The 26,706-nt window shown below is 68.8% G+C and carries 22 protein-coding genes and 1 pseudogene; 7 read left to right on the top strand and 16 right to left on the bottom strand.

Annotated elements, in window-relative coordinates; genetic code table 11:
- Positions 1-23 precede the first annotated feature (23 nt).
- Genes GR168_RS03055 through GR168_RS03075 form a run of 5 tightly spaced genes read right to left on the bottom strand, consistent with a single transcriptional unit; the run spans position 24 to position 9,745 of the window.
- The gene (locus GR168_RS03055) at positions 24-1,484 is read right to left on the bottom strand and encodes a condensation domain-containing protein (protein ID WP_159369982.1); all 1,461 of its coding nucleotides are present in this window, start codon (positions 1,482-1,484) and stop codon (positions 24-26) included.
- A complete protein-coding gene (locus GR168_RS03060; RefSeq protein WP_159369983.1) occupies positions 1,472-3,808 on the bottom strand; it encodes a penicillin acylase family protein in 2,337 nt (778 codons plus the stop codon). The genes GR168_RS03055 and GR168_RS03060 overlap by 13 nt, the downstream gene beginning before the upstream one ends.
- Before the next feature lie 5 nt (positions 3,809-3,813).
- Entirely contained in the window at positions 3,814-5,628 is a 1,815-nt protein-coding gene (locus GR168_RS03065; RefSeq protein ID WP_159369984.1) for an IucA/IucC family protein, read from the bottom strand.
- A gap of 4 nt (positions 5,629-5,632) precedes the next feature.
- Entirely contained in the window at positions 5,633-6,241 is a 609-nt protein-coding gene (locus GR168_RS03070) for a GNAT family N-acetyltransferase (RefSeq protein WP_159369985.1), read from the bottom strand.
- Between the two features lie 57 nt (positions 6,242-6,298).
- Positions 6,299-9,745 carry a non-ribosomal peptide synthetase gene (locus GR168_RS03075; RefSeq protein ID WP_159369986.1) on the bottom strand — a complete coding sequence of 1,149 codons (3,447 nt, stop codon included), beginning with the start codon at positions 9,743-9,745 and terminating at the stop codon, positions 6,299-6,301.
- A gap of 377 nt (positions 9,746-10,122) precedes the next feature.
- Here GR168_RS03075 and mbtM point away from each other — a divergent pair, with 377 nt between their 5' ends.
- Together mbtM and GR168_RS03085 are read left to right on the top strand one after the other, a co-directional pair.
- A complete protein-coding gene (gene mbtM, locus GR168_RS03080) occupies positions 10,123-11,772 on the top strand; it encodes a long-chain-fatty acid--ACP ligase MbtM (protein ID WP_058251360.1) in 1,650 nt (549 codons plus the stop codon).
- Between the two features lie 104 nt (positions 11,773-11,876).
- On the top strand, positions 11,877-12,623 hold the full coding sequence (locus GR168_RS03085; RefSeq protein WP_159369987.1) for a siderophore-interacting protein: 747 nt from the start codon (positions 11,877-11,879) through the stop codon (positions 12,621-12,623).
- 158 nt (positions 12,624-12,781) lie between these two features.
- Here GR168_RS03085 and GR168_RS03090 read toward each other — a convergent pair whose 3' ends face one another.
- From GR168_RS03090 to GR168_RS03105, 4 genes are read right to left on the bottom strand one after another with little or no spacing between them, the layout of a single operon-like run.
- A complete protein-coding gene (locus GR168_RS03090) occupies positions 12,782-13,570 on the bottom strand; it encodes an exodeoxyribonuclease III (RefSeq protein WP_159369988.1) in 789 nt (262 codons plus the stop codon).
- Positions 13,567-14,562 (bottom strand): GNAT family N-acetyltransferase, encoded by a 996-nt coding sequence (locus GR168_RS03095; protein ID WP_159369989.1) that lies wholly within the window; start codon positions 14,560-14,562, stop codon positions 13,567-13,569. The genes GR168_RS03090 and GR168_RS03095 overlap by 4 nt, the downstream gene beginning before the upstream one ends.
- Before the next feature lie 12 nt (positions 14,563-14,574).
- Complete coding sequence (locus GR168_RS03100; RefSeq protein WP_159369990.1) at positions 14,575-15,177, bottom strand: peptide deformylase; 603 nt, start codon at positions 15,175-15,177, stop codon at positions 14,575-14,577.
- Between the two features lie 20 nt (positions 15,178-15,197).
- Positions 15,198-16,043 carry a lipase gene (locus GR168_RS03105; protein WP_159369991.1) on the bottom strand — a complete coding sequence of 282 codons (846 nt, stop codon included), beginning with the start codon at positions 16,041-16,043 and terminating at the stop codon, positions 15,198-15,200.
- A 274-nt stretch (positions 16,044-16,317) separates the two neighbouring features.
- Here GR168_RS03105 and GR168_RS03110 point away from each other — a divergent pair, with 274 nt between their 5' ends.
- The 4 genes from GR168_RS03110 (at position 16,318) to GR168_RS03125 (ending at position 19,143) form a co-directional block, all read left to right on the top strand.
- Positions 16,318-16,683 (top strand): DUF3263 domain-containing protein, encoded by a 366-nt coding sequence (locus tag GR168_RS03110; protein ID WP_137808592.1) that lies wholly within the window; start codon positions 16,318-16,320, stop codon positions 16,681-16,683.
- Positions 16,684-16,730: 47 nt separating this feature from the next.
- Entirely contained in the window at positions 16,731-17,216 is a 486-nt protein-coding gene (locus GR168_RS03115) for a LytR C-terminal domain-containing protein (RefSeq protein WP_159369992.1), read from the top strand.
- A gap of 85 nt (positions 17,217-17,301) precedes the next feature.
- Entirely contained in the window at positions 17,302-17,982 is a 681-nt protein-coding gene (locus GR168_RS03120; protein ID WP_159369993.1) for a superoxide dismutase family protein, read from the top strand.
- Between the two features lie 33 nt (positions 17,983-18,015).
- Positions 18,016-19,143, top strand: coding sequence for a glutamate--cysteine ligase (locus GR168_RS03125; protein WP_159369994.1), 1,128 nt, complete (start codon positions 18,016-18,018; stop codon positions 19,141-19,143).
- A 56-nt stretch (positions 19,144-19,199) separates the two neighbouring features.
- Here GR168_RS03125 and GR168_RS03130 read toward each other — a convergent pair whose 3' ends face one another.
- A complete protein-coding gene (locus GR168_RS03130; RefSeq protein WP_058251352.1) occupies positions 19,200-19,589 on the bottom strand; it encodes a DUF1304 domain-containing protein in 390 nt (129 codons plus the stop codon).
- Positions 19,590-19,637: 48 nt separating this feature from the next.
- Here GR168_RS03130 and GR168_RS23845 point away from each other — a divergent pair.
- Positions 19,638-19,721, top strand: a pseudogene (locus GR168_RS23845) (TetR/AcrR family transcriptional regulator); the annotation flags it as partial.
- Between the two features lie 174 nt (positions 19,722-19,895).
- Here GR168_RS23845 and mnhG read toward each other — a convergent pair.
- The 6 genes from mnhG to GR168_RS03160 are packed head-to-tail and all read right to left on the bottom strand — an operon-like array spanning position 19,896 to position 26,688.
- Entirely contained in the window at positions 19,896-20,228 is a 333-nt protein-coding gene (mnhG, locus tag GR168_RS03135; RefSeq protein ID WP_159369995.1) for a monovalent cation/H(+) antiporter subunit G, read from the bottom strand.
- The gene (locus GR168_RS03140) at positions 20,225-20,488 is read right to left on the bottom strand and encodes a monovalent cation/H+ antiporter complex subunit F (RefSeq protein ID WP_058251350.1); all 264 of its coding nucleotides are present in this window, start codon (positions 20,486-20,488) and stop codon (positions 20,225-20,227) included. Before GR168_RS03140 ends, mnhG begins: the two co-directional genes overlap by 4 nt.
- The gene (locus GR168_RS03145) at positions 20,485-21,342 is read right to left on the bottom strand and encodes a Na+/H+ antiporter subunit E (protein WP_159369996.1); all 858 of its coding nucleotides are present in this window, start codon (positions 21,340-21,342) and stop codon (positions 20,485-20,487) included. Before GR168_RS03145 ends, GR168_RS03140 begins: the two co-directional genes overlap by 4 nt.
- Entirely contained in the window at positions 21,339-22,955 is a 1,617-nt protein-coding gene (locus GR168_RS03150) for a Na+/H+ antiporter subunit D (protein WP_159369997.1), read from the bottom strand. Before GR168_RS03150 ends, GR168_RS03145 begins: the two co-directional genes overlap by 4 nt.
- Positions 22,952-23,746, bottom strand: coding sequence for a Na(+)/H(+) antiporter subunit C (locus GR168_RS03155; RefSeq protein ID WP_159369998.1), 795 nt, complete (start codon positions 23,744-23,746; stop codon positions 22,952-22,954). The genes GR168_RS03150 and GR168_RS03155 overlap by 4 nt, the downstream gene beginning before the upstream one ends.
- Positions 23,743-26,688 (bottom strand): Na+/H+ antiporter subunit A, encoded by a 2,946-nt coding sequence (locus GR168_RS03160; protein WP_159369999.1) that lies wholly within the window; start codon positions 26,686-26,688, stop codon positions 23,743-23,745. Before GR168_RS03160 ends, GR168_RS03155 begins: the two co-directional genes overlap by 4 nt.
- Positions 26,689-26,706: the final 18 nt, after the last annotated feature.

The raw sequence follows: 26,706 nt of genomic DNA on the forward strand, positions 1-26,706 counted from the left end.
GCGGTGGCGCGGTGGCAGGCCGGTCATCCGGCGCTGCCCTTCTGTGGTGCGCTCTCGGCGAGGGTTTCGACGAGTGCGGAGACGTTCTGGTGCAACGACGTCGGAATCAGATCGACGAGTGCGGTGAGTACTGCGGTGGCGCGGTCGGCCACCGTGTCGGGGACGATCCCCGGTTGGTGGTCGACCTCGACGTGGGTGCTCTCGTCGTCGGCCTCGAAGGCGATCGAGAGCGGGTAGTTGGCGATCCCGTTGAACACCGACCGGCAGGTGACCGGGGCGTCGGCGGGTTGCGGGATCCCGCGCAGCGGTGCGGGCCGGACCGACGCCATGATCTCGATGACGGGAAAACGGCCGCCTTGCTGTCGCAACGCGGTGAGGATCGGCCCGAAGTCGGTGCCGGAGTGTTCCATCGATCGGTAGATGACTGCGCCCGCGTCCCGGAGAGCCTGCTCGACGGTGGCGTCGGGGTCGATGCGGAACCGCATCGGGATGATGTTGCCGCAGTATCCGACGTTCTGGGGTGACTGCGTCCGACGACGGTTGTCGGCCGGCACCACCAGGACGTGATCGGCGGCGCCGGTCAGGGCATACGCGGCCAGCGAACACACGCCGATCAGCAACGCGTTCGGGGTGGCCCCGACGGTCTGGGCGACCCGGCCGAAAGCGGCCAGCGAGTCGGCCGCAACCGGGGCGGCGACCTTGATGCCGTCGCGGTCGTCCATCGGCGAGAGCCAACTGTCGGCGGCACTCTCGGTGGGCAACTCGCCGCTGAGCGGATAGCGGACGTCCTCGGCGGCCCAGGTCGTGAGGGCGTGGCGCACCGCGTCGTCGGCGGCCGCCGCGACGGCCGCGGAATCGGGTGTGACCGGGCGGGAGTCGGCGGTGACGTCCCCGGGCCACGAACCCGAGACCAGGGTGCCCAGCAGCAGCGGCCATGAGGTGTCGTCGACGGCGAGATGGTGGACGACGAGGATCATCGTGACGTCGCCGTCCGAACCCGAGACCCGAAGCCGGAGCGGCACATCCGACGTCAGATCGAATGGCGTGCGGGTCAGCGAGGTCGCGATCGCGTCGGCATCGTCGACGGGTCCGGTTGCCTCCGCGTCCGGCAGGCCCCAGGTCCACACCGTGCCCGATGCGTCCCACGATCCCGCGTGCGACACGACGCGGCGACGCGGCGTGCCCGCGTTGTCGACCTCGACCACCGATCTCAGGACCCCGAAGCGCTCGACGAGTAGTTCGGCGGAGTCGACGACCGATCGGAGCGTTCGCGTCCCGCCGAACTGCAGGACGAGTCCGATGTTGTGCGACACCGATTCCGGATCCAGGTCGTAGATCCGCCACATCCGCCGTTCGGCGGTGCCGAACTCGCCGAACGGCACGGAGGTCCTTGGTTCGTCAGCTGCGGCCGTGCGGGCGGGTTCGCCGGTCTGCGCGATTCGACGACGCAAGAGCGTCAGTCGCGCTTCGGTCAACGCGGGCATGGCTCCCTCTCGGTCGATGTGGCGGTGGACGGCGTCGACGCTGCTGCGGTCGTGCCACGCAACACATCCCAATCGCGGACGACCTCGATCAGCTCGCCCGCCGCCCACCGCGGCGCCTGGTCCTGGAAGTGATCGGAACGGGGATCACCGCTCACGCCCAGCGGGACGATCCAGCGGCTCGCCCCGCGGTCGGCGAGGTCCCACACGTAGCGTGCGGCGGCACCCGTGATGCACAGGTGGGTGCCGACCGCCGCGGCGTTGGCGAAGACGCACTCGGCGTCCCCCGCCAGGGGCAGGGGAGTCGGACGAAGGTTGGCGAACAGATCCGGGTGCTGCGGCGACGCGCCGACCAGGTCGAATCCGTGGATCGGTGCCAGGCGATGGACGCTGCCCCACGTGGGCGTCGAACCGAAGGTCCCGATCCGGGCCACCACGGCATCGAGGGCGGCGACCGCCACGGCCTCGATGTCGATGCCGATCCCCGCCGTGTTGGCGGCGACGGAGGTCAGCGCGGTCGCGAGACGGGGCTCGGGCACGAACCACGGCTGGAACACCGCCGGGAACCCGTGCGGCCCGCGCAGCGGCGCGAGCACGTCGGTACTCGCGACCCCGAGGACCAATTGGGTACGGAACTCGGCATAGAGGTAAGCGTCGGTGCTGTCGGCGGTCATCGACCGGTCCCACGCCACCAGGCGCTCCCGGATGCCTTCGGCCTGGGCGTCGGCGCCGCGTACACGTGACAGCAACTCCTGGACGACGGTCGCCTGCTCGAGCCGGACATCGGTGTGGATGTCGGCGCAATCCGCCGGAGTCACCGAACCGAGACCGTCGAGTCGCGCGGTGATCCGGTCGGCGCGGAACGGTTCGACGCACTCACTCGTGAGCGGTTGCAACGCAGGCACATCGGACATCCGCTGGTTGGCGGTGACGGTGATGTTGCTGCGGAGGGTCGCGTCGAAGCCGGGGTCACCGAGCGAACCCGCCTCGTATCCGCGCCACTGGTAGCGCTCGTCCCAGCCCGGGACCGGCAACCAGTAGTTCTCGGGCGCGCGGACCGGCACCCGGCCGGCCACGTGGGTGGCGACGGTGCCGTCGGCGTGGGCGATGACCGCGCGGTTGACCGGCTCGACCCACTTCGTCAGGGCTGCTTCGACATCGGCGACGGTGCGCACGAAGAGCAGGTCGATCGGCGCGTCGAAGGTGACCTCTTCGGTGAGCAGCGGGGACCGGATGCTCATCGCGAACGACTCGTCGGGGCCGCCGAAGACGACGGCACCGTTCGGGGTGGTGACGAGCTGCACGGCAACGGGTTCGGCATCCCGGACGAGGATCGTCTCGGTGCTCACCCCGGCCGGCACCCGCCCGCCGCCCGGTACCTCGACCAGGAGCGTGCCGGCCTCGTCGCGCGTCAATCGCTCGAGGTACAGATCCTGATAGTCACCCATGGCATTCGTGATGCCCCAGGCGATGTCGTCGCCCTGACAGAAGTGCGGGACTCCCGGGACGCCGGCAAAGGCGAACCCGGCCATGTCGAATGCTTCGTGCGGACCTGTCGAGGCGAGGTGGAACTGCTGATAGATGCCCGGCAGTTCGAGGAATCGATGCGGGTCGCCGGCGACGATGGGCGCACCGGTCGAACTCCGCTCGGCGGACACACCCCAGGCGTTGCTGCCCGACATCGGATCGCCGAGGTCCACCGCCGGGGCGGGTTGCTCGGGCGACGCCGGGCGGGTGATTGCGAGGATCTCCCCCAGGAACGCCTCATCGGGCATCGCAGGCACCGTGGGGTCGGTCTCCCGCGTCTCGAAGTCCCAGAACCGCAGCGCATCCTGACCGAGCGTGCGGCAGGCATGCAGGCGGAAGAGTTTCGTGGTGAACCGCCCGAAGAGCACGTGATGCATGATGAACACCGAGATCGGCGTCCACGGCCGCCACGGCAGCGGACGATGCGCCAACGCCTCGAGTTCCGGTGCGGCAGCCGGCGTCTCGAGGTCGCCGAGGGTGCTGTTCACGCCGTCGGCGTAGGCGGTGACCAGTTCCCGGGTGCGGGTGGACGATGCGTCGAAGATGCGTTTTGCCGCCACGTCGAGCTGGGCGCGGCGGGCGAAGGTGTCCCATTCGACGCAGCCGGCCCCGAAGACCTCGGCGGTACGTCCCTCGGCGCGCAGCCGCATGAACTCGATCTGCCAGCGCCGGTCCTCGCCGCATGCCCGGCCCTGTCCGTACAGAGCGCCGCGCGGCGTCGAGGCGAGGACGTGCGGGATGCCGTGGTCATCACGCAGGATCTCCACGTCGTCGGGTGCGTGGGTGCGGGTGGTGGTCATCTCCGTCACCGGTCCCTCGGCGGCGCAATCGGATTGACGAGCCGGTGACCCGCGTCGATCAGCGATGCGTAGGAGTCCTCGATGTCGACCATGCGCTTGTTGTTGCGCAGTTGCAGCCCGTTCATGTGCACCGCCCCGAACTCCGGTGCGAACAGATCCCAGCGAGCGAACCTGTCTTCCAGATCGGGGTGGGCGGCGACGAACTCACGCAGGCTCTCGGCCACCAGTGACCAGAACTCGTCGTCGCCGATGATGCCGTGCGTGTGCAGGATCTCGGCGAGTGGACGTAGGAAGTCGTCGAAGACGTCCGACAGCACACCCAGGTTGCGGATCTCGTCCGGTTCGGTGGTCCGGACGCGGGCGCAACTCTCCGGGAGTCCGTCCGCCTCGCCGAACACCGATACCTCCTCGCCGATGTCCTTGAGGATCGCTCGCACCGGGATGCCCTCGGCGAGAACGAGGATGAGGTTCTCCCCGTGCGGTGAGAACTTCAGCTCGTATCGGTAGAGCAGGTAGGCGATGGGGTGCAGATAGGTGCGCAGGTAGCGACGGATCCACTCGGTCGCGGGAACACCCGAACGGTCGATGAACGCGCCGACCAGTGGCTCCCCCAGGTGGTCGACGTGAAGCAGCGCGGCCATGGTCGACAGTTGCTCGTCGGCGGCTGCCAGCGGCACCGGGCTCTGTCGCCACAGCGCGGACAGGATCTTGCGGTACTCCGACCCCGGCTGCGTGATCGGCGTGAACGTCGGACTGCGGTAACCGATCGCCGCGACCTCGAAGATCATCTCGAAGCCGATCGCGGCGAGGTACTGGTCGTCGGCGACGAGTCCACGGACCCAGTTGTTGATCAGCGGCGTCGTCCGCATGTAGTCGGCCGACATCCCGCGTGTGAAACCCATGTTCACGATCGACAGTGCGACCTTGACGTAGTTGCGGGTCGGGGTGGTCGCGTTGAACACCGTGCGGATCGACTGCTGTGCCTGATAGAGGTCGGGGCTCGTGCCGACCTCGACGATGCGCTGGTCGGCGATGTCGGCGGAGTAGAGCTTGCGTACTTTCTCGACCCACTGCCAGGGATGCACCGGGAGGTACCGGTAATCGGCCGGGTCACAACCGACTTCGCGCAGGGCGTCCCCGAAGTCGGACAGCGTCTCGGGTCCGAGCTCGTCGAGGAGCAGCGCGTCGTAGTCGACGTCGCTGACGGTGGCGACGTCACAGTCCTCGCGACGGACGGCGAGCCAGACGAGTCGGAAGTGGTTGCCCACCTCGGGGGCGTAGCGCTCGATGTCGTCCGCGCTGAAACCAAGACGGCCGGCGTTGGCGACGATGCACGGGTGCCCCTCCGTCATCGTCGCCTCGATGGTCTGGAAGTCGGCGTGAGCGAGATCCGTTGCCGGGATGCGTCGTTCGTCCGGACGGTCGGCGCTGATCGCCAGGGTGTTGATGAACTCCTCGAGGTACTCCGGCAGCGCCTGGGGACCGATCCCCAGGAACGGGGCGAGGTCGACGATCATCGCCACCGCGTCGACGGGGAGTTCGGCGCCGTCGCGCACACGACGCAGCGTCGACTCGTCGATCGCCCAGCTGTCCAGGGCGAGTCGGTCGGCGCGGAAGTGGTAGTCGGTGCGGCCGTCGGCGGAGGAGACGACGTACCCGTCGCCACTCGCCACCGGGGCGAGTGCCCGCTCGTGGGAGAACTCGGCGAGGATCTTCTTCGCGATCCTGGTGTGGTACGTCTGGCGATGGCTTCGCGCACCCGACCCCCCGGCCGTGCGCGTCGCGAATCCCGGAATGGTTCCGATGTCCTGGAGAGTCAACGATCTACGCCCCCAGGTCCGTGACCTCGACGGGTCCGACGGACTTGCCGTTGTCGGTCACCTCGAGAAAGTCGGCTCGGGTGCAGTAGCTCAGGTGCGCGGTCTTGTTCCCGACGGGGTAGTCGCCGTCGACGCGGAAGCCGACACTCGCGTTGAGGCGGTGCACGGCCTTGTTGCGGACGTCGGGCTCGACGACGACGCGCGCGGCGCCGACCTCCAGGATCGCGGTCCGCATGATGTGCAGCATCACCGCGCCGGTGAAGCCCGGCAGGGACTGTTCGGCGTGGGCGACCAGCAGGTGCATGCCGATGTCACCGTCGGCGGGTACGTAACCGCTGGAGGGGGCGGCGAGTTCGCTGGTGGCCGGGTCGTAGAGCTCGAACAGGAACTGCGGGCGCCCGTCGTGGTAACCCAGGCGCATTCCGTGGGGCGTGCCGGCGGTGGCCTCGGCCGACTCGCGAATCATCTTCTCCACGTCGGCAACCGAGCTGTCGAGCATGTCCCAGTACTTGGCCTTGGGATGGGTGAGCCATCCGTGGACCGTCGCGGCGTGCGATACGTCGTCGAGGTCGACCGAGGTCAGGTCGTAGGTCGGGGCGGAGGAAATGGTCATGATGCCTTTGCTCTGGGTGGTGGTCTGTTGGGGTGCCGGAGAAGGCGCCGGATGCTCTCAGCCGCGCGCGATCTCGGCCTCCACCTGTTCGTCGGTGAGTTGCAGGACGTCGAGGAAGGTCTGTGCCACGAACTCGGCGCGTTCCCCGCCGAGTTCGGTGAGTCGTCCGGCGAGCCCCGCGATCGTCCGCCGGGAGAAGATGTCGGCGACCGAGAGGCCGGGTGCGTCGAGCCACTGGCGCGTCAGTGCGACCACCCGGGTGGCCTGGACGGAATCGCCGCCGAGGGAGATGAAGTCCTCGGTGACGTTCACGGGCGGGGTCGGCAGGACCTCGCCGAAGATCAGGGTGAGGGCCTCTTCGACCGGGCCGCGCGGCGCGACCGCCTCGACGGCGTCGTCGTCGGACCGGACGCCGGCGGCGATGGCCTTGCGGTCATGCTTGCCGTTCGGAGTCAGCGGGAACCGGTCCAGGACCGTGATGGACCGCGGGACCATGTGCGGTGGAAGGGCTTCCGACAACCGGGCGCGCAGGTCGGCGTCGTCCTCGGTCGATCCGTCGGTGAGTACCACCGCGGCACGCAGGTCGCGACCGTCGGACCAGGCGACGGCCGAGCCCACCCCGGTCAGACCCAGCAACCCGGCCTCGACCTCACCGAGTTCGACGCGGTACCCGCGGATCTTCACCATGTGGTCTGCGCGGCCCAGGAAGTCGAGGAAGCCACCCGGAAGGTAGCGCGCGAGATCGCCGGTGCGGTACCAACGCTGTCCCTCGTGCTCGACGAAACGATCAGCGGTGCGCTCCGGGTCGCCGCGGTAACCGTCGGCGACGCCGGCTCCGCCGATCCACAGTTCACCCGGCACGAGGTCGGGACGGTCGCGGCCGGCGTCGTCGACGACCCGGCAGCGGACGCCGCGGAGCGGAATCCCGTACGGCACGAACGCCATTCCGGCCGGCACGGCATCCGCTTCGCAGATGGTGGAATGGATTGCCGTCTCGGTGGTCCCGCCGAGGCCGGCCACGCGACAATCGGGCAGCTGTGCGCCGACGCGCTCGAGCAGCGACACGTCGACCTTGTCGCCGCCCATGATGATCATCCGTAGCGACGCGGGCAGGGGGTTGAGATCGAGGAGCATGCCGAGGATCGACGGCACGCAGTTGAGCACGCTCACCGAGTGCTGGGTGAGCAGCCGCGCCCAGTCGTCGACCTTGGTCTGCTCGTCGTCGCCGGGCACGACGACGGCGCCGCCGACGGCGAGGAGGCCGAAGATGTCGAAGACCGAGAGGTCGAACTCCAGCGAGGACACCTGCAGGCTGCGATCGTCGGCTCCGATCGCATACCGGTCGACGAGGTCGGTGATCGTGGCGACCGCGGCCCGGTGCGGAACCTGGACGCCCTTGGGCAATCCGGTGGAGCCCGAGGTGAACAGGACGTAGGCGAGGGCGTCGCCGCTGACGGCGACCGGGTCGACCGGATCGGTGCGTCGGGCGTCGTTCACCTCGAGCACGGTGGCTTCGGCTGAGGTCCAGGCGGCGGGTTCGGAGGTGAGAATCGCGGCCGGGGTGGCGACGTCGACGATGCGCTCGCGGCGCGCCCGGGGCTGGGTGGGGGCGATCGGGACGTAGGCCGCGCCGGCGGCGAGCACTCCGAGCGCGGCGACGACCTGGTCGCCGCCCTTGGGCAGGTGGACGACGACCGTGTCACCCGGTGTGACCCCGGCTGCGACCAGGGCTCCGGCGACTCGGCGGGCCTCGTCGGCCAATTCGGCGTGGGTCCAGATGCGTGCGTCGGACACGACTGCCGGTGTCCCCGCACGCTCGGCGGCGCGGGCGAAGAAGTTTCCGTGCAGGGTGCCGTCGAAGGTGTCGGTGGCCGGTAGTGGACTCTCCGCCGAAAGGCGCTGTGCTCGAACCTCGGCCGTGATCGGGTCCGGCGCGGGCGCATCCCACTCACCGTCGACGAGGAGCCCGAGCAGACGGACATAGTGGTCGAACATCGAACGTGCGGTGGTGAGTTCGAGGTCGGAGGCACGGACGTCCCAGTTGAGGAGCAGTCCGCCGGCAACCTCGGTCACCTGTGCGTCGAGCAGCACCTGCGGGCCCTGCGAGACGATCCACGACGGATCACCCAGCACGTCGGTTGCCTGTTGCGAGAAGAGGTCTCCCAGTCCCAGCGCGCTGGTGAACACGATCGGCGAGACCACCGGTTCGCCGCGGTGGCGACTCAGTTCGCGAAGCACGTCCAGTCCGTTCATCGAACCGTGCGCGGCGGCCTCGTGCATCGATGCCCGCATCGATCGCGCACGTTCGGCGAGCGTCGCCGGCTCGCTCAGGTCGACGCCCACGAGGATCGACGACGTGAAGTCGCCCACCACCCGCTCGACGTCAGGATGGACCTGTGGACGATCGAACAACGGCACGGTGAGCAGGAATCGCGATGTGGCCGAATGTGTTCCGACGGCTTCGGCGAACACTGCGGCCACCGCGGCCGCGGGGGTGACGCCGCGCCGGTGCGCGTGCTCCTCGAGTCGCTTCCAGTCCGACGCGGACACCGAATGGTGGAGGCGGACACTGTGCGGTTCGGCATCGCCGCGCATCGCCCGCTCGTCGAGCGGGAGTTCCGGCGGGCCGGGGAGCGTGGGAATGCGTTCGCGCCACCAGGTCACGTCGTCGTCGCGGATCTCCCGCGACGTGCGATCCGCGGTGATCGTCGCGAAGGTGACGCCGAGTTCCGGCAGGGACTCGCCGCGGTACAGGCGAGCGAAGTCGTCGACGAGGACGCGGTAGCTCATCGCGTCGGCGGCGATCATGTCGACGTCGAGATGGACACGGGTCGAGTTCCCCGGCAGCAGACTCAGTTCGGCGCGGATCACCGCTCCCTCGTCGACCGGCAGTGCGCGGTGGGTGCCGTCCGCGCGACGGGCCGCGAGGACCTGCTCGACCGTCTCCGATGTATGTTCCCGAAGGTCGTGCACCGCAATGGCTTCGGGGTGTGCCGGGCCGATCTCCTGGGTACCGTCGGGAAGCACTCGGACGCGCAGCATCGGGTGGCGTTCCAGCAGCGCGGCCATCGCCGAGGTGAAGCGGTCGGGATCGACGTCGGAACCGTCGAACTCGATGTAGAGGTGAGCGGCGACATTGCCGAACGCGTGGCTGTCCGACCTACCGATCCAGTAGGCGTGCTGCATCGGAGCGAGGGGGAACGGTCCTTCGGTCGGCTCCGATGACGAAGGTGCGATGTCGTCGGTGGTCGGCGCTGGCGTGCCGCCCAGCAACGCCGCCCACGCGGTGATGGTCGGTTGCGCGGCGAGGCGGGCGAAGTCGACGTCGAGGCCGCGTTTGCGCCAGGTGCCGGCCAGTCGCATCATCCGCAGCGAGTCGAGTCCCTGGGCGATGAGGTCCTGCTCCGGGTCGATCGACTCGGGCGTCAGGCCGAGGGCCTCGGACACCTCGGCGACGATGTCGGCCGCGGTGACAAGATCCGTGGTCTGGGAATTCGTGGCCATCAGCCGGCGTGCCTCTCGCAGTTCGGTGACATGTTTACTCAGTCCGGGGAACCTGCATTTAGGGTAGGTTATACTAACTAACCGCTCCGCCCAATCTCTGGGCAATGCCGGCGAGAGCCCCGCGAGCCGACGCGAATTAGGTTAGCCTAAGTTTCGCGAACTCGTCTCATCGGATGACGCGGATCACGTAGTCGCGATGATCGACTCTGGGTCTTGTGTCCGAGAAAGATTAGGCTACCCTACCCAAATGGTGCGAGCAGTTGTGTTCGCGAGACCAGCGGTCGGGGACGACCCGCGGTATGACCACTCGGTCGCTCACACGACCGGAAGACGATCAGACGACCGACGCCAGGTGCTGGCGAGAACGGGAAACGAGAATGTCGCAGAACAGCGTGATCCTGGAGGAAGCGGGCTCGACCAATGCGTTGGCGGCCACCGTTCGTGAGGCGATGCTGGCGGGGGATACGAGTCTGTCCGTCCTGGACTCCGACACCGGCGAGTGGGTGACGGCGCCGTGGCGCGAGGTCCATGCCCGCGCGGAGCAGATCGCGGTCCAGTTGCTGGCCGACAGCGAACTGCACGAGCCGCAGGCGCTCGGCCTCATCGGGGACCCCACGGTCGACCTGATCGCCGCCATCCAGGGCGCGTGGCTCGCCGGTGTTCCGGTCACTATCCTGCCGGGCCCCATCCGGGGGGCCGACGAGGAGCGATGGGCGCAGAACACCTACCACCGGTACGTGTCGATCGGCGTCGGCACCGTCCTCGGCAGCGGAGCCCAGCTCGATCTGCTGTCGAAGGTCGAGGGACGGCTGCACATCGCGCGAGTGGGCGAGTACGGCCTCGGCGCCGACACCACCGACTTCGTCGCCCGCAACGTCAACGGCAACACCATCGCCGTCCTCCAGGGAACCGCCGGATCGACCGGAGACCCCAAGACCGTCGCCCTGACGGCCTCGGCCGTCTACTCGAACGCCATCGAACTGGTCAGCCGGCTCGGCCTCCACCGCACCCGCGACACCGGGTTCAGCTGGCTGCCGCTCTACCACGACATGGGTCTGATGTTCCTGCTCGCCGGGATGACCACCGGCATCCCCGCCTACATCGTGCCGAACACCGCCTTCGCGGCGGCGCCCTTCAAGTGGATGCAGTGGCTCACCGAGACCAAGACGACCGTCACCGCGGCGCCGAACTTCGCCTACGACATCCTCGGCCGCTACGGCAAACTGCTGCGCGACATCGACCTCTCACACCTGCGCGTCGCGATCAGCGGCGGTGAGCCGATCGACGCCGACGCCTTCGACAAGTTCCTCGAGGCGACCGCGCCGTTCGGCTTCGATCGTTCCGCCGCGGCACCCGCCTACGGTATGGCCGAATCCGCCTGCGCGGTGACGATGCCCGCGGTCGGCGAGGGGGTGCACTACGACGAGGTCACCGTGACCCCGCCCGGCGGTGGCGAGCCCATTCGCCGCCGGTACGCGATCCTCGGTAAGCCGCTGGGCGGCATGCAGGTTCGCATCGTCGAGCCGAATGTCGACGTCCCGGTCATCGACGGGCGCAACGTCGGACACGTGGAGATCCGCGGCGCGTCGATGATGCGCGGCTACCTGGGCGACGCCGATCTCGGTGCGGGCGAATGGTTCTCGACCGGCGACCTCGGCTACCTGATCGACGATCGGCTGGTGATCTGCGGCCGGGCCAAGGAGGTCATCATCGTCGCGGGCCGCAACCTGTTCCCGATCGAGATCGAGCGCGCGGCCGCCGAAGTCGCCGGCGTGCGTCGCGGCGGCGTCGTCGCCATGGCCCGGGGGGAGGGTTCGGCCCGGCCGGGCCTGGTGATCCTCGCCGAGTACAAGGGGTCCGATCCCGACCAGGCGCGTGCAGAGGTCAACTCCGAGGTCGCGTCGGCGTGCGGGATCATGCCCGCCGAGGTCATCTTCGTCGCGCCGGACTCGGTGCCGCGCACCACATCCGGCAAGATCCGTCGCCTCGAGACCCGTCAGATGGTCGAGAACGGCACCTTCCAGTAGGTCCGATTTTCCGTGGTGCGTCGTGTCATGCCGACGGTCACGAGAATGACAGTGTCTCCCCGGCCCGGACCCGGGCCGGGGAGACACTGTAGAGAGGTTCAGACATGAGCGAGGTATCCACGAAGGGGCGCGGCTGGCAGGGCGCCGTCATGAAGATCCTTGGCGGTGACGACTTCACCTTCACCCTCACCGGCAAAGAGGCGGTGACGGATCACTATCTGCGACTGCGTTTTCACGGTGGCGGGCTCCTCACCGGTTCCGCGATCCACCCGACCATGTGGGTGCGCCTCTGGTTCGCCGACGGCGGCAAGCTGCATCAGCGCGGTTACACGCTCGTCGATCCCGACCCGTCGACGGACACCTTCGACATCGAGTTCGCGATCCACGACGGCACCGCCGCCCGATGGGCTCAGGGCGCACATGTGGGTGACGCCATCGGCGCGACCCTCATGGGCTCGAAGTTCGCGATCCCCGACCCCGCGCCGGCGGGATGGCTCGTCGCCGGTGACACCGCCTCGCTACCGGCGATCAATTCGCTGCTGGACTCGCTCGGCGACTCCGGGGCGGGCGCGACGATCTGGTTCGAGTATCAGCACGAGAGCGACAGATCGCTGCCGCTGCGCGCCCGCGCGCAGGACACGGTGCACTGGCTTCCGCGTGAGCGCGACGGCGCGGCCCTCGTCGACGCGGTCCGATCCGCCGCCTTCGATGCCGCCGACCACTTCGGTTGGGTTGCACTCGATTCCACGAGCACCCGCACGGTCGCCGGATTGTTCAGGGACGATTACGGGATTCCCAAGAAGTCGGTGAAATCCCAGGCCTACTGGATCGTCGGGAAGTCGTTCGCCTGACGGCGCCCCTGCTCCCTGAGGTGCGAGCGAAGCGAGCCTCGAAGGGCCTCGCGACGCATCTCGCCGCGCCCTTCGTGGCTCGTCGCTATCGCTCCTCGCACCTCAGGGAGCATGGGGAGGTTCGCACCTGAGGGAGTAGTTGTGTTGCGCAGCCGCGGTCAGTCGGCGATGTCGAAGACCACCGGGGCGTGATCGCTGGCGCCCTTCGCTTTTCGCGCGGCACGATCGACGACGGCGCCCATGATGCGGGTGTCGAGAGCGGGCGAGCAGAACGCGTAGTCGATGCGCATGCCCTCGTTCCGGGGGAACCGCAGCTGGGTGTAGTCCCAGAAGGTGTACCCCGGGGCGTACGGAAGGGCCGAGTCGACGAGGCCGGCCTCCAGGAACCCCTGCACTGCGGCGCGTTCGGGTGGGGTCACGTGTGTGCGTCCCTCGAAGTACTCGCGATCCCACACGTCGTCGTCGGTCTGGGCGACGTTCCAGTCGCCGGCGAGCATCATGTCCGCGGCGGGGTCGTGGGCCAGCCGCAGGGTGATGTGATTCCGCAGCGCGTCGAGCCAGGCGAGCTTGTAGGTGTAGTGCGGGTCGTCGGGTGTCCTGCCGTTGGGTACATAGAGACTCCAGACGCGAACACCGTTGCAGCGCGCGGAGATCGACCGCGCCTCCCGGATCGGCTGGCCGTCGACCGGGTGCGTCGGCACGCCGTCGAAGGAGATCTCGACCTCGTCGAGCCCGACCCGTGAGGCGATCGCGACACCGTTGTAGGCGCCTTGCCCGACGTGCGCGACGTCGTAACCGGCGGCGAGGAAACTCATCAGTGGGAACGCGTCGTCGTGACACTTGGTCTCCTGCATCGCGAGAACGTCGATGCCGGCGGTCTCCGCCCAGGCGACGACGGACTCGGACCGGGCGCGGATCGAGTTGACGTTCCAGGTGGCGATCCTCATCGGATGTCCTCCGACGCGGCCGGCATGTGCGGTGTCACATAGCGATAGGTGTGATGCAGCCCGAAACCCAGGCGGCGATACCACGATCCGGCCAACTGGTTGGTGGACTCGACCTGCAGGTAGACCGAGTCGGCGCCCTGCTCGACCCCCCACGCCGTAAGCGCCGCGACCACCGCGGAGGACAGCCCGCCCCCGCGCGAGCCCGGGTCGGTCCACAGGGCGGTCAACCCCAGCCACCGGTGTCCGTCCGGCGACTCGGTCACCGAACCCCGCCCGATCGCTGCTGCGTCGTCGACGGTCGCGAAGGTCATCGGGCCGTCCCCGGCGGTCACGACGCCGGCCACGGTGTCGAGTCCGCGCGACGCGCGCCCACCGGCGTATGCGCTCAACCAGCGGGTGTCCGGTTGCGGATCGAGTTGTACTGTCCGTCCGTGCATCTCGCCGGTGCGCGCGCGGAGCCCCGGCAGGTCGGCGGTCAGCATCTGTACCTCGACCCCGGGGTCTCCGGGAACGGAGCCCGACGGGATGAGGCGATCCGGGGAGGCGAGGAGCGGAGGGAGGCCGCGGTCGGCGTACCACTCACCGATATGTCGCAGGGTAGCGGCGTCGGGACGTGCGTGGCGTGCCAGGGGCACAGCCGAGTTGGCGCGTCTGCTGAATCCGTGACCGGCCCGCAGGAGCCAGCCGTCGACCCACTCCGTCTCGACACCGGGCCAGGCGAGGGCGGCGGCGTGCTCGAGCGCGCGGATCTCGCTGTTGCGCACCGGTTTCGCGGACAACAGACGGACCGAGGTGATCGCCGCGAACGGGATCGACAACTCCTCGTCGTCGCGTCGTATCCGCAGCGGGTCGGAGTCGTCGAGCAGGACGCCCGTCACGTCCGACCGGGCGGCCGCGGGATCTCCCCGCCAATCGGCGGGGGTCGCATCGCCCAGCAGATAGCGAACGACGACGCGGTCGCCCGGGACGGCACCCGACAATGAGACCTCCACGCGGAAGCGAGATCAGTCGTCGTCGTGCCCGAACGGGTCGGCGACCTCGCCGGGCGTCCACGTCAGACCGGGGACCCCCCACTTGTTGCGTTTGATCGCCTTCTTCGCGGCCCGGGCGTTGCGCCCCACGAGCACGTCGACGTAGAGGAAGCCGTCGAGGTGGCCGACCTCGTGCTGGAGCATCCGGGCGAAGAACCCCTCGCCCTCGATGACGACCTCGGCGCCGGTCCGGTCGGTGCCGGTGACGCGGGCCCAGTCGGCACGGCCGGTGGGGAACTGCTCACCCGGCACCGACAGGCATCCCTCGTCGTTGTCGTCGGGATCCGGCATGGTCTCGGGGATCTCGGAGGTCTCGAGGACCGGGTTGATGACCTCGCCGCGGCGGCGGGCCGCCGAGCGGTCGCCGTCGGGGCAGTCGTAGACGAACACCCGGGACCCGACGCCCACCTGATTGGCGGCCAGGCCCACACCGTGGGCGGCGTCCATGGTCTCGTACATGTCGTCGATGAGGCCGACGACCTCATCGGACGGACGGCCGTCCGCGTCGAGGGGGACCGGAGTGGTCGGCTGGTGCAGGACCGGCTCGCCCACGATGCAGATCGGGAGAATCGCCATGGCGATCACCTTAGCGCTGCTCAGGGCGCAGGAACGACGCCGGGTACGGCGTTGCGGATGGCGTCACCGGCAGGGCCGGGAATGCCGGGGAACAGCGTCGACTGCCAGTCGAAGCTGTCGACCGGCTCGGTCACCACCGAGCCCGCGCACGACCCGCGCAGCGACGTCCGCACGTTGGCGATGATCGTCGGGTCGCGCATCTCGATGACGTGGTCGTACCCGGTGTTCGCCAGGGGGACCGGGGAGTATGCGCGGCACTGTGCGGTGCCGTCGAGGCGCCCGTCGGTCCATTCGCCGTCGCTCTGCACCACCGAGTACCGGGTGGGGCCGGGGGCGTCGGGACCACGGTTGAGCTCGGTGACCGCGTCGGCGTACATGCAGGTGTCGTACCCGCCGTCGCGCGGCTGCGCGCAACCGCCGGGCGAGCCGTACTGGGCGGTCCCGATCGCGACGTACTCGTCGACGACGTCGGACCCGCCGAGGAACTTCAGGTAGTGGCGGGCGCCGAGCCCGCCCGCACTGTGGGTGACGAGCCCGATCGACTTCGCGGTGCCGACGAAAGGTGCGATCGTCCGCTGGATCAGCCGGGCATCGGAGGCCACCTCACGTCCCCCGGCGTGTGCGTACACCACGGTGTTCCCGTCGGCGCGGATCGCCTCGGCCAGCGTACGGAACGTCTCCTCGTTCTGCGCGTTGCCGGCGTAGAGCTGCTGGCCGGGCACGATGACCACGACGCGCTCGGCGGGCGCGGCGGCAGCGGGCGCGGCGAGTGCCGCGGTCGCGACGGCGGCCGTGGAGGCCAGCGCCGCGATGGCTCCCATCACTGCTCGCCGGGTCCTCGCCACCCCGGATCCGGTTGTCGTCATCCCGACCGTCGTCATCTCTGTCCCCCCGCCTCGACCCATCCTGGACGGGGATGGGTGAGGGCAGCCTAACAGCGGTCGCCGTCCGACGGAATGGTCGTGATGCGCGCCGTGGCGAGTCACACCGCGATCAGACCGGCCCGCCGTGGTTAGATTGGCTGCGAACCACACCGCTGTCATTCGTCTCCGTGAGGAGACGTCCGTGCCCGCGTCGCGTCGCGAATAGGTGCACGTCAGCGGTGGTGTGAGGTCGTCGACTGGTATCTGAGGGAGTGAGATGGACGGCGCAGCTGCGCGTAGCCAGAAACAGGGCGATCAACCCACCCCCGGCCAGGACGCAGAGGCCGGGGCGGCCGGCCGGCCGGTCGATCCGCACGAGGTCGGTGCGGACGGTCTGACCCGCCGCGAACACGACATCCTCGCGTTCGAGCGGCAGTGGTGGAAGTACGCCGGCGCCAAGGAAGAAGCGATCAAAGAGCTGTTCGGTTTGTCGGCGACCCGCTACTACCAGGTGCTCAACGCGCTGGTCGACCGGCCGGAGGCGCTTGCGGCCGATCCGATGCTCGTCAAGCGACTTCGGCGCCTGCGCGCGACCCGTCAGAAGGCCCGTGCGGCGCGCCGTCTGGGCTTCGAGATCACCTGAGACGCTGAACCCGGTCGCCCTCGCGCGGTGCGTTAAGGTCGTCGGTGATGAATGCAGATCGTGAGCCCAATCGCCTGCCGCTTCGTGCGGGGGCGATGATGCTCTTCGCAGTCGCCGTGGTCTTCATCGGCCTCGGCTGGCATTCCGCGGCGACCGCCGGGAACGACGCCCCGACGACCGAGGCCGCGACGAGCGTGAGTTCGTCGCCCACGTCGACGCCGGCGTCCACGAGTGCGGCGTCGACCGACAAGCGGCTCTGCGTGATCAACGCCGGCCAGGTCGCGGGCCTCGCCTCGGACGTCACCGATCTGCTGGAGGCCAGGGGTTACCAGATGGCGGAGCCCGGCAACTACACCGCGGGCGGGTTCAGCGAGAACACGGTCTTCCACGAGGACGACACGGACAAGGCCCAGGCCGACGAGGTCGCCGAGGCACTCGGCGGCCAGGTCGCGGTCGAGGAGCGGCCGGCCTCGTTCACCCGGTGCCGCGGCGGCATCCCGGTGGTCGTGGTGACCGCGGTCAGCGGCGCATGACCCGGGCCGAGCCGCGAACCTCTGAATCACGAAACAGCTGAACCGAGAAGTACCGAAAACCACTGTCCGCCAACCAAGGAGTGACATGTCCGGACGTTCCACACTCGCCGCGCCCCGCGCTCTCGCCGCGTTGTTCTCCGCAGGACTGATCGGCGTGACACTGGCCGGGTGCAGCCCCGACCAGGAGCCCACGGACGTCCCGGGCACGACGCCGCCCGTCGTCAGCGATGCGCCGCTCCCGCCGGGCGCCGAGGACGACGTCGACGGCGAGCCCAGCGGCCAGATCGCCGTCGCCGAGATCAAGGACACCTCCGGCGACGTCGTCGGCCAAGCAACCTTCACCGCGGCCACCGAAACCGCCGAGCCGGTCACCATCAACGTGCGCGTCACCGCCGGTGACCTGCCGGCCGGGTTCCACGGCATGCACATCCACGAGACCGGCACCTGTGACGCGGGCGCCGGCGGCTCGCAGGCGTTCACCTCGGCGGGCGGACACCTGCAGGTGGACGGCAACACCGACCATCCCTCGAGCGGAGATCTGATCTCGATCAACATCCTCGAGGACCACACCGGCCGGACGGTCACCACGACCGACGCGGTGACCATCCAGCAGCTGATCGGCAAGTCGATCATGATCCATGAGAAGCCCGACAACTTCGGGAACATCCCGGCCGACAAGTACCCGGGCGGACCGAACCCCGACACCCTGCGGACCGGCGACGCCGGCGCACGCATCGCGTGCGGTGTCATCGAAGAGGAGAGCTAGGGCTTCTGGCGCCGTCCGACGCCACCTGAGCACATGACACCGATCGAGTTCGACGGGTCACCGACCCCCACCCTCGGGGTCGAATGGGAGTTCGCCCTGACCGACAAGGGAACCGGCGACCTGTCGAACTCGGCGGCGGCGCTCTTCGCCGCCGTCGGCGAACACCATCCCGACTTCGCGGGCAGAATCCACAAGGAGCTGCTGCGGAACACCGTCGAGTTGGTGACCGGCATCTGCCGGACCGCGGGCGAGGCGATCGCCGACCTCACGGGCACGCTCGGCGTGGTGCGGGGGCTGACCGAGGACCTCGGCGTCGATCTGTACGGCGCCGGTACGCATCCGTTCGCGGAGTACTCGACCCAACTGCTCACCGAGGGGCACCGATACGCGGAGTTGATCGAGCGCACCCAGTGGTGGGGACGGCAGATGCTGATCTGGGGCGTGCACGTCCACGTCGGGATCAGCCACCGCGACAAGGTGTTACCCGTTCTCGACGCGCTCCTGAACTACTATCCGCACCTGCTCGCGCTGTCCTCGTCGTCGCCGATGTGGGCCGGTCAGGACACCGGATACGCGAGCAATCGCGCCATGATGTTCCAGCAACTCCCGACCGCCGGGCTGCCGTTCCAGTTCGAGACCTGGGAGCAGTTCGAGGCTTTCGTCGCAGACCAGAAGACGACCGGGATCATCGACCATCTCAACGAGATCCGCTGGGACATCCGGCCTTCCCCGCATCTGGGGACCATCGAGGTCCGCGTGTGCGACGGCATGACCAATCTCGGCGAGCTGTCGGCGATCGTCGCGCTCATCCACTGCCTGGTCGTCGACCTGGACCGGCGGTTCTCGGCGGGCGAGAAGCTGCCGACGATGGCGCCCTGGCTCGTCCAGGAGAACAAATGGCGGGCAGCCCGCTACGGACTCGACGCCATCGTCATCCTCGATTCCGACTGCACCGAGAAACTCGTGACCGAGGACCTCACCGCTCTGCTCGAACGTCTCGAACCGATTGCGCGCGAGCTCGATTGCGTCGACGAGCTGGCCGGCGTCGAGCGCATCATCGCCCAGGGCGCGAGCTATCAGCGGCAGCGTGACGTGCATCGTCGCACCGGTTCGCTACGCGAGGTGGTCGCGTCGGTGGTCGCCGAGCTGGACGCTACCTGATCTCGGTCGGCGCGAGATCGGGGAGGCAGGGCCCGGGCTCAGAGGGCCAGACCGGCTCAGAGGGCCAGACCGATGGCGAGCACGACGATTCCGAGAGCGGGAACCACACCCTGCTTGAGTGCGGCCGCGATCTTGTCTGGGCTCGACAGCGCCAGCACAAGTGCCGCGGCCGCCATCGAGGCCGTGCCGGTGATGACGAGTGTTGCGCCGATCGCGATGGATCCGCCGATGACAAAGGCGATCCCGACGAACACGGCGATCGCGAGGAACAGGTTGTAGAACCCCTGGTTGAACGCCAGTTCCTTTTGTGCGCTCGCCTGTTCCACCGTTCCGGTGCCGAACGTCGCGCGTGCGCGCGCGCTCGTCCACGCGATGGACTCCAGATAGAAGATGAAGACGTGGACGAGCGCCGCGATCGCGGCGAGCACCAGACCTGCGATGACCATTTCGTACTCCTCGTTGTCGACGGGCCGTCGGAGGATAGCGTTCCGACCTTCGGATCGAAGCGAGGTCTCTTCGACGCGGCCGTACACAGTTATCTCGACGAGGTGGTCCGCCCGCGGCTGCGTCCACTGACCGCCGGCATCGTCGCGGCCGATGCCGCCAGAACTACCTGAACGAGCTGCGATCGGCGCCGACCGATGACACGTCTCCGGCTCGCGAGGGCTGCCTGCTCATCAACACCGCCGGTGCCCCCATCGGGCGCGACGCTGTCGTCGCCCGGCGAGGGGCGTAGGACGATCGGTCCGCAGTCAGTCGCGGTCCGGTGACTCCATGTCCCGCTGATCCATGAGCCCGTCGCGGGCCCGTTGCTCCTGGTAGGCGAGCCGGCCGATCCGATGCGCCACGACAGGCGCGGTGATCAGGGCGAAGAGCCCGGCGAGAATCAGCATCCCGCTGTCGACGCTGTCGCCGAGCCGGAGGACGGCACCCAGCAGGATGAGGAGCAGGCCGAAGGTCTGCGGTTTGGTCGCCGCGTGCATCCGGCTCAGGGTGTCCGGGAAGCGGACCAGGCCAATGGCGGCGGTGACCGCCATCAGGCATCCGAGGAGCAGCAGCGTCGCGCTGATGATGTCGATGATCATGTCTGGTCGTCCCGGACTCGGAACCGCGCGATCGACACCGACCCGACGAAGCTGAGCAGGGCCAGGGCCACGATCGCCGGCACCACCGTCGAATCACGGCTGAACGCCGCCCAGGTCCCCAGGCCGCACATGCACAGCGCGATGAGCACGTCGAGTGCGACGAGTCGGTCGAGCGTGGTCGGGCCGCGCAGGATGCGGATCATCGTCAGCACCGCGGCGACGAGCAGCATGGCGGCGGCGATCGTCCAGACGTAGCTCATGAGTCACCTCGTTCCCGCTCGGGCTCGGCCGGTCGACGTTCCGGTTCGGCGTCGTCGATCGACCGGGCGTTGTCGACCGACCGGTCCACCGTGCGGACGTGGTGGAAGTCCTCGTCGATGCCGTGGAACGGACTCGGATGCCATTCGCTGTCCCGCTCGAACGCCTTGATGAACATCCGCTCGACGTAGGCGACCTGATCGTAGAAGGCCCGCACCTTCTTCTCCGAGCGGACGTCGAAGACGTGCACGTAGAGCATCCGGCGTCGATGGTCGATCTCCAGGACCATGGTGCCCGGCACCAGGTTGAGGTAGTCGACGGCCAGGGTCAGCACCATGTCGGACTTGATCGCGACGCGCACCCGTACCACGGCGCCCAGCGGTGGCCGGCCGGGACGGATGGCCATCCAGCCGATCTGCACACTCGACACGAAGAAGTCGACGATCAGACGGCCGACGAGCTGCAGTACCGACAGGGGATGGATACGGCCCTCGACCGGGACCCGCGGCAACGGCAGCACGGTCAGCACGAGCATCGCCAGCACGATCCCTGCGATCACATTGGCCCAGGACAGCGTGCCCCACAGCAGGACCCAGACGAACGTCAGCCACGCGATGGTCCACAACCGGACCGCGACCTCGCGGCCGTCGCTGCCCAGCCACCTGGGCACACGGGTGTGCGTGCGCAACCACACCAGCGCGCCGACGAAGTGCCAGAAGACGAACAGCAGCGACACGCGCCAGACGTTGATGACCAGGGACATGACCGGTCCCTTGGTCGAGACGACCGGCGGCCGCCGTTTGGGCGCCGCGGATGCTCCGCGGGCGCGGTCGTCGGCTCGATCCTGCGCGCTCATCGGGTACCACCCACTCCCAGCACGGCGTCGACGTAGACGGTGCGGTCGACGACGTCGGTCGCCGCATGGTCGGTGAAGTCGAAGATGGGCCCGGCCCAGAGGGTGAGCACGAGTCCCGCGGCCACCATCGCCATCGTCGGCAGCACCATCATCACGGGCATCCGACCGACGTCCTCACGGTCGGAGAACGCGGCGTCGTCGGCGCTCTCGTCGATCAGCGCGGACGGGCCCTTGTCGGCGAGATCGCCCTCGGGGGCGTCGGCGCGCGGTCGCCAGAATCCCTTGGTCCAGATGCGGGCCATGACATAGAGGGTGAGCAGGCTGGTGACCACCGACCCGGCGACGAGAATCCAGGCCAGCACGGACCCGTCCTGGGTGCCCGCCTCGAGGAGGGCGACCTTGCCGATGAAACCGGAGAACGGTGGGATGCCGCCGAGATTCAGCGCGGGCACCAGGAACAGGACGGCCAGCAGGGGGCTGGCGATGAGCCCGCCCAGGCGGCGGAGCGAGGCCGAACCGGCTTGACGTTCGATCAGGCCGACGACCAGGAACAGCGTCGTCTGCACGAGGATGTGGTGGGCGACGTAGTAGATCGCCGCCGACATCCCGAGGTCCGACGACAGCGCGATGCCGAAGATCATGTAGCCGATGTGGCTGACGAGGGTGAACGAAAGCAGTCGCTTGATGTCGGCCTGGGCGATCGCGCCAAAGATGCCCACGAGCATCGTCAACAGGCCGGCGACCAGCAGCACCGCGTCCATCGTGCCGCCGGGGAACAGCAGCGAGTGGGCGCGCACGATCGCGTACACACCGACCTTGGTGAGCAGGCCGGCGAACACCGCCGTGACGGGTGCCGGCGCGGTGGGGTAGGAGTCGGGTAGCCACGTCGACAGCGGGAACACCGCGGCCTTGATGCCGAACGCCACGAGCAGCACCGCGAACAGCGCGTTGCGGGTTCCGTCGGGGACGTCGTCGAGGCGCACGGCCATCTCGGCGAGGTTGAGGGTGCCGGTTGTCGCGTACGCGAACGCGATGCCCGCGAGGAAGATCAGCGACGACACCATCGACACCATCACGTACGACGCGCCCGCTCGGACACGTTCGGCGCTCGCCCCGAGGGTCAGCAGCACGTAACTCGCGGTCAGCAGGATCTCGAACGAGACGTACAGGTTGAACAGGTCGCCGGCGAGGAACGCGTTGCAGACACCCGCGGTCAGGATGAGGTAGGTCGGCAGGAAGATCGACGTCGGCTGCTGGGCCGTGCCGTCACGGATACCCTGCCCGATCGCGTACACGACGACGCACAGCAGCACGATCGTCGAGACGACGAGCATCAGGGCCGCGAGCTGGTCGACGACCAGCGTGATCCCGAGCGGTCCGTTCGGGTAGCCCTTGTCTCCCCAGCCGCCGATCGCGACCGCGAAGGTCCCGTGGCGGTCGGTCAGGTACAGCATCAGGCACGACGCGACTAACGCGACGGTGATGGCGACGATCGACACCGCCCGCTGGATCTTGGGGCTGCGGCCGAGCAGCAGCGAGACGGCGGCAGCACCGAGCGGCACCAGCGTCGGCAGCGTGATCAGGACGGGGATCCATGACTCCTGCGGGGTCATCGGTCACCCCCGTTCTCGTCGGCGTGCTTCTTCTTGTCCGGCCCGACCACGTTGCGGTCCGGCATCTCGCGCTGGTCGATGACGTCGGGGTCGGCGTCGTCCTCGCCGGACCCGTCGGGGGGTGCGACGGCCGACTTGGGACCCACCTCGTCGGGACCGAGTTCGCCCGGCCCGTACACGTCCGGCCCGTCCTCGCGGGCGGCGGTCTGCGCCGAGGTCTCGGGATCGGGCTCCTCCTCCGCGCCGCCGATCTCGTCGACGACGTCGGAGTCCGTCGGCATGATGTCGGTCTCGTAGAGCGCGGCGTGCCGGGCGGCGGCCTCCTCCGCGGTGAGCGGATTGCCCTTGTCGTCGAAGTGATCGCCGGTCGGGGTGTCGGAGTGGGTCAGTGGATCGTCGCTGCGATCGCGGTCGGGTGCCGTCCCCAGCGATCCGCTCAAGATCTTGACGTCCTCCTCGTCGTCCTCGACGTCGTCGTCGTCCCGATTGATCACGAACAGCCGGTAGACCAGCGCCAGGACGAACGCGGCGACGCCCATCATGATCACGATCGCGGTCAGGACCATGCCCTGCGCGAGGGGATCGGCGTCGGACGCCCGGTTCTCCGACGACCGTCCCATGATCGGCGGGTTCCCCATGCCGCCCGACACGACGATGATCATCAGGTTGAGCGCATTGCCGACGAGCAGGAGCCCGAAGAGCATGCGGACCAGACTGCGTTCCATCAGCAGGTACACGCCGCACGCCGCCATCGCGCCGACGACCAGCATCAGCGAGAGATTCGTGGTCATCGGCTCACCTGCACGCCGGTGGTACTCGCGGCGTCGTCCGCCGCGGTGTCGCCACGCGAGTTCTCGATGCGCGCCGCGGTGCGGGCGATCGTGGTCTCCACATCGAGACGCGCGCCGAGACTTCGCAGCACGTCCAGGACGAGCCCGACAACGATCAGGTAGATGCCGAGGTCGAAGAACAGGGCGGTCACGAACTTGATGTCGCCGAGGACCGGGACGGTGACCTCGAAGACCGCCGACGAGAGTGCGGGGGCGCCGAGGAACATCGAGACGATCGCCGTGGTCGCCGAGACGGCCAGGCCGGCGCCCAGGATGCGGCCGGGCTCGATGGGCAGCGCCTCACCGAGTTCGTAGCGTCCGCCCGCCAGGTAGCGGAGGACGAGCGCGAGACCCATCGTCAGGCCGCCGGCGAAGCCACCGCCCGGCGCATTGTGGCCGGCGTAGAAGAAGTAGATCGACAGCACGACCATCGTCGGGAACAGCAACCGCGTCGTGGCCTCGAGAACCATCGACCGGTGGCGCGGGTCGCGCAGTCCGGAACCGAGGAGCCACGTGGTGCGGTCCGGTGGGACGTGATCGTCGTCGTCCCCGTTGTCGCCGGCCTGCAGCCGGGCGGCGTCGGCCACGCGTGGTGCCGCCCCGAAGCGGCGGTTGCGGAAGACCATCGACGCGACGCCGGTGGCGGCCGCGATGAGCACCGACACCTCGCCGAGGGTGTCCCAGGCGCGGATGTCGACGAGCAGGACGTTGACGGCGTTGGCGCCGTGGCCGTAGTCGTAGGCGGCCTCGGGCAGGTCGACGTGGAGCGGTTCGGTCGAGCGCGCGGACGCCGCGAACAACCCGATCAGGACCAGCATGGCGCCGAAGGCGAGCCCGATGAGGGCGCGCAGCGGCTTGAAGCCGGTTGCGTGCCGCTTCTCCGGTTCGGCGGGCAGCTTGCGCAGCACCAGCACGAAGATGACCAGGGTGAGCGTCTCGACGAGGAACTGGGTGAGCGCGAGGTCGGGGGCGCCGTACAGCGCGAACAGCATCGCGCACCCGTAGCCGGTGATCCCGACGACGAGCGTCGCGGCGAGGCGGTTGCGCAGCAGCACGGCGGCCAACGACGCGGCGACGATGCACCCGCCGATCACCAGCTGGACCGGCTTGGCGTCGTAGTCGATCTCCAGTCGGTCGCGAGCGCCGGCGAACAGCACGATGGTCGGCAGCAGGATCGCGGTGCACAGGATGACGCCCTGCGTCACCGGCAGTGACCCGCGCTGGGTGTTGCGCGTCAACAGCAGCGACAGGGTGTCCGCACCGCGCAGCGTCGCGTCGTAGATGCGGTCGGCGTTCACCAGCGGGCGGAAGCCGAAGACGCGGTCGCGGACCCGGCGGATACCGAGGAACAGCAGGGCGCCGCCGACGATGACGATGATCGAGAACACGACGGGCAGGCCGAACCCGTGCCACAGCGCGAGATGCTCGAGTTCGTGCCCGTACCCGTCGAGGGTCTCGGCGTACGGCTCGAAGAGAGCGCCTAGCTGCGGGCTGAACACGCCGGCCGCCACACCGGCCGCGGCGAGCGCCACGGGCGAGAAGTAGAAGGGCCACTTCGGCGGGTGCATCTTGGAGACCGCCGGACTCGGGGTGCTGCGCACCTTGCGGCCGAACGCGCCCCACAGGAAACGGAGCGTGTAGGCACAGGTGATGATCGAGCCGACCAGCAAGATGATGTCGACGGCGTGGGCCTGCCACGAGACGAACGCCCCGGTCTCCCACACCGAGGCGAAAGCTGTTTCCTTGCCGACGAATCCGAGGGTGACGGGGATGCCGGCCATGCTCGCCCCGGCAACCGCGGCGGTGATCGCCAGCCCCGGGAGACGATGGCCGAGCCGGGCGAGTTTGCGGACATCGCGGGTGCCGGTGGAGTGGTCGATGATGCCGACGACCATGAACAGCGACGCTTTGAACAGTGCGTGCGCGACGAGCATCGCGATGCCCGCCATGGCGACGTTCGCGTCACCGATGCCGACCAGTACGGCCATGAAGCCGAGCTGGGACACCGTGCCGAACGCGAGGATGAGTTTGAGGTCGAGCTCGCGCAGCGAGCGCCATCCGCCGAGCACCATCGTTACCAGGCCGAGCCCCACCACGGCGATCTGCCAACTGATCGTCACCGAGAAAGCAGGGGCGAGACGTGCGATGAGGTAGATGCCGGCCTTGACCATCGCGGCCGCGTGCAGGTACGCGCTGACCGGGGTCGGTGCGGCCATGGCGCCGGGCAGCCAGAAGTGGAACGGGACGATGGCCGATTTGGTGAGCGCGCCGATCAGCAGCAGGACCACCGCGATGTCGACGTACACACCGGTCGGCGGTGCCGAGACGATCTCCGACAGCAGGTAGGTGCCCGACCGCTCGCCCAGCATGATGATGCCGACGAGCATGGCCAGACCGCCGAACGTGGTGACCAGCAGCGCCTGGGTGGCGGACCGTCGAGCCGTCGCGCGCACCCCGTAGAAGCCGACCAGCATGAACGAGAGCACGGTCGTGAGCTCCCAGAACACGTACAGCACCAGCATGTTGTCGGAGACGACGAGGCCGAACATGGCCGCGGCGAACGCGACCATCTCCCCACCGAACACGGCGACGCGGGGACGGGCGTCGTCGAAGTAGTGGGCGCAGTAGCAGAGGACGAGCGCACCGACCCCGAGGATCAGCACCGACATGATGGCGGTCAGGGTGTCGAAGCGGGTGGCGATGTCCATCTGGAGTGATGGGACCCAGCTGACCGTCTCGACGCGGGCGGCAGCCGCATCGACCGGCGGCCAGTTGAGCACGACCCAGATCAGCGCGCCGAGGGGCGCCAGTGCGAGAACGTAGAAACCGCGGGTACCCATCCAATGGATGACTGCGGGCGCGACGAGTGCGCACACTGCCAACGCAGCCAACACAGAGATCAAAAGGGCACTCCGTCTTTC

Origin of the sequence: Gordonia sp. JH63 (assembly GCF_009856645.1) — a bacterium.
GTDB lineage: Bacteria > Actinomycetota > Actinomycetes > Mycobacteriales > Mycobacteriaceae > Gordonia > Gordonia hongkongensis.

Bases quoted from the DNA above. Each gene is read 5' to 3' on its own strand.
- mbtM (WP_058251360.1), top strand. From the start codon at position 10,123: ATGTCGCAGAACAGCGTGATCCTGGAGGAAGCGGGCTCGACCAATGCG.
- GR168_RS03090 (WP_159369988.1), bottom strand. From the start codon at position 13,570: ATGAGGATCGCCACCTGGAACGTCAACTCGATCCGCGCCCGGTCCGAG.
- GR168_RS03105 (WP_159369991.1), bottom strand. From the start codon at position 16,043: ATGACGACAACCGGATCCGGGGTGGCGAGGACCCGGCGAGCAGTGATG.
- GR168_RS03110 (WP_137808592.1), top strand. From the start codon at position 16,318: ATGGACGGCGCAGCTGCGCGTAGCCAGAAACAGGGCGATCAACCCACC.
- GR168_RS03150 (WP_159369997.1), bottom strand. From the start codon at position 22,955: ATGACCCCGCAGGAGTCATGGATCCCCGTCCTGATCACGCTGCCGACG.
- GR168_RS03075 (WP_159369986.1), bottom strand. From the start codon at position 9,745: ATGGCCACGAATTCCCAGACCACGGATCTTGTCACCGCGGCCGACATC.
- GR168_RS03115 (WP_159369992.1), top strand. From the start codon at position 16,731: ATGAATGCAGATCGTGAGCCCAATCGCCTGCCGCTTCGTGCGGGGGCG.
- GR168_RS03060 (WP_159369983.1), bottom strand. From the start codon at position 3,808: ATGACCACCACCCGCACCCACGCACCCGACGACGTGGAGATCCTGCGT.
- GR168_RS03055 (WP_159369982.1), bottom strand. From the start codon at position 1,484: ATGCCCGCGTTGACCGAAGCGCGACTGACGCTCTTGCGTCGTCGAATC.
- GR168_RS03145 (WP_159369996.1), bottom strand. From the start codon at position 21,342: ATGAGCGCGCAGGATCGAGCCGACGACCGCGCCCGCGGAGCATCCGCG.
- GR168_RS03085 (WP_159369987.1), top strand. From the start codon at position 11,877: ATGAGCGAGGTATCCACGAAGGGGCGCGGCTGGCAGGGCGCCGTCATG.
- mnhG (WP_159369995.1), bottom strand. From the start codon at position 20,228: ATGATCATCGACATCATCAGCGCGACGCTGCTGCTCCTCGGATGCCTG.
- GR168_RS03140 (WP_058251350.1), bottom strand. From the start codon at position 20,488: ATGAGCTACGTCTGGACGATCGCCGCCGCCATGCTGCTCGTCGCCGCG.
- GR168_RS03070 (WP_159369985.1), bottom strand. From the start codon at position 6,241: ATGACCATTTCCTCCGCCCCGACCTACGACCTGACCTCGGTCGACCTC.
- GR168_RS03120 (WP_159369993.1), top strand. From the start codon at position 17,302: ATGTCCGGACGTTCCACACTCGCCGCGCCCCGCGCTCTCGCCGCGTTG.
- GR168_RS03155 (WP_159369998.1), bottom strand. From the start codon at position 23,746: ATGACCACGAATCTCTCGCTGATGCTGGTCGTCGGCGCGATGGCGGCG.
- GR168_RS03100 (WP_159369990.1), bottom strand. From the start codon at position 15,177: ATGGCGATTCTCCCGATCTGCATCGTGGGCGAGCCGGTCCTGCACCAG.
- GR168_RS03125 (WP_159369994.1), top strand. From the start codon at position 18,016: ATGACACCGATCGAGTTCGACGGGTCACCGACCCCCACCCTCGGGGTC.
- GR168_RS03130 (WP_058251352.1), bottom strand. From the start codon at position 19,589: ATGGTCATCGCAGGTCTGGTGCTCGCCGCGATCGCGGCGCTCGTCCAC.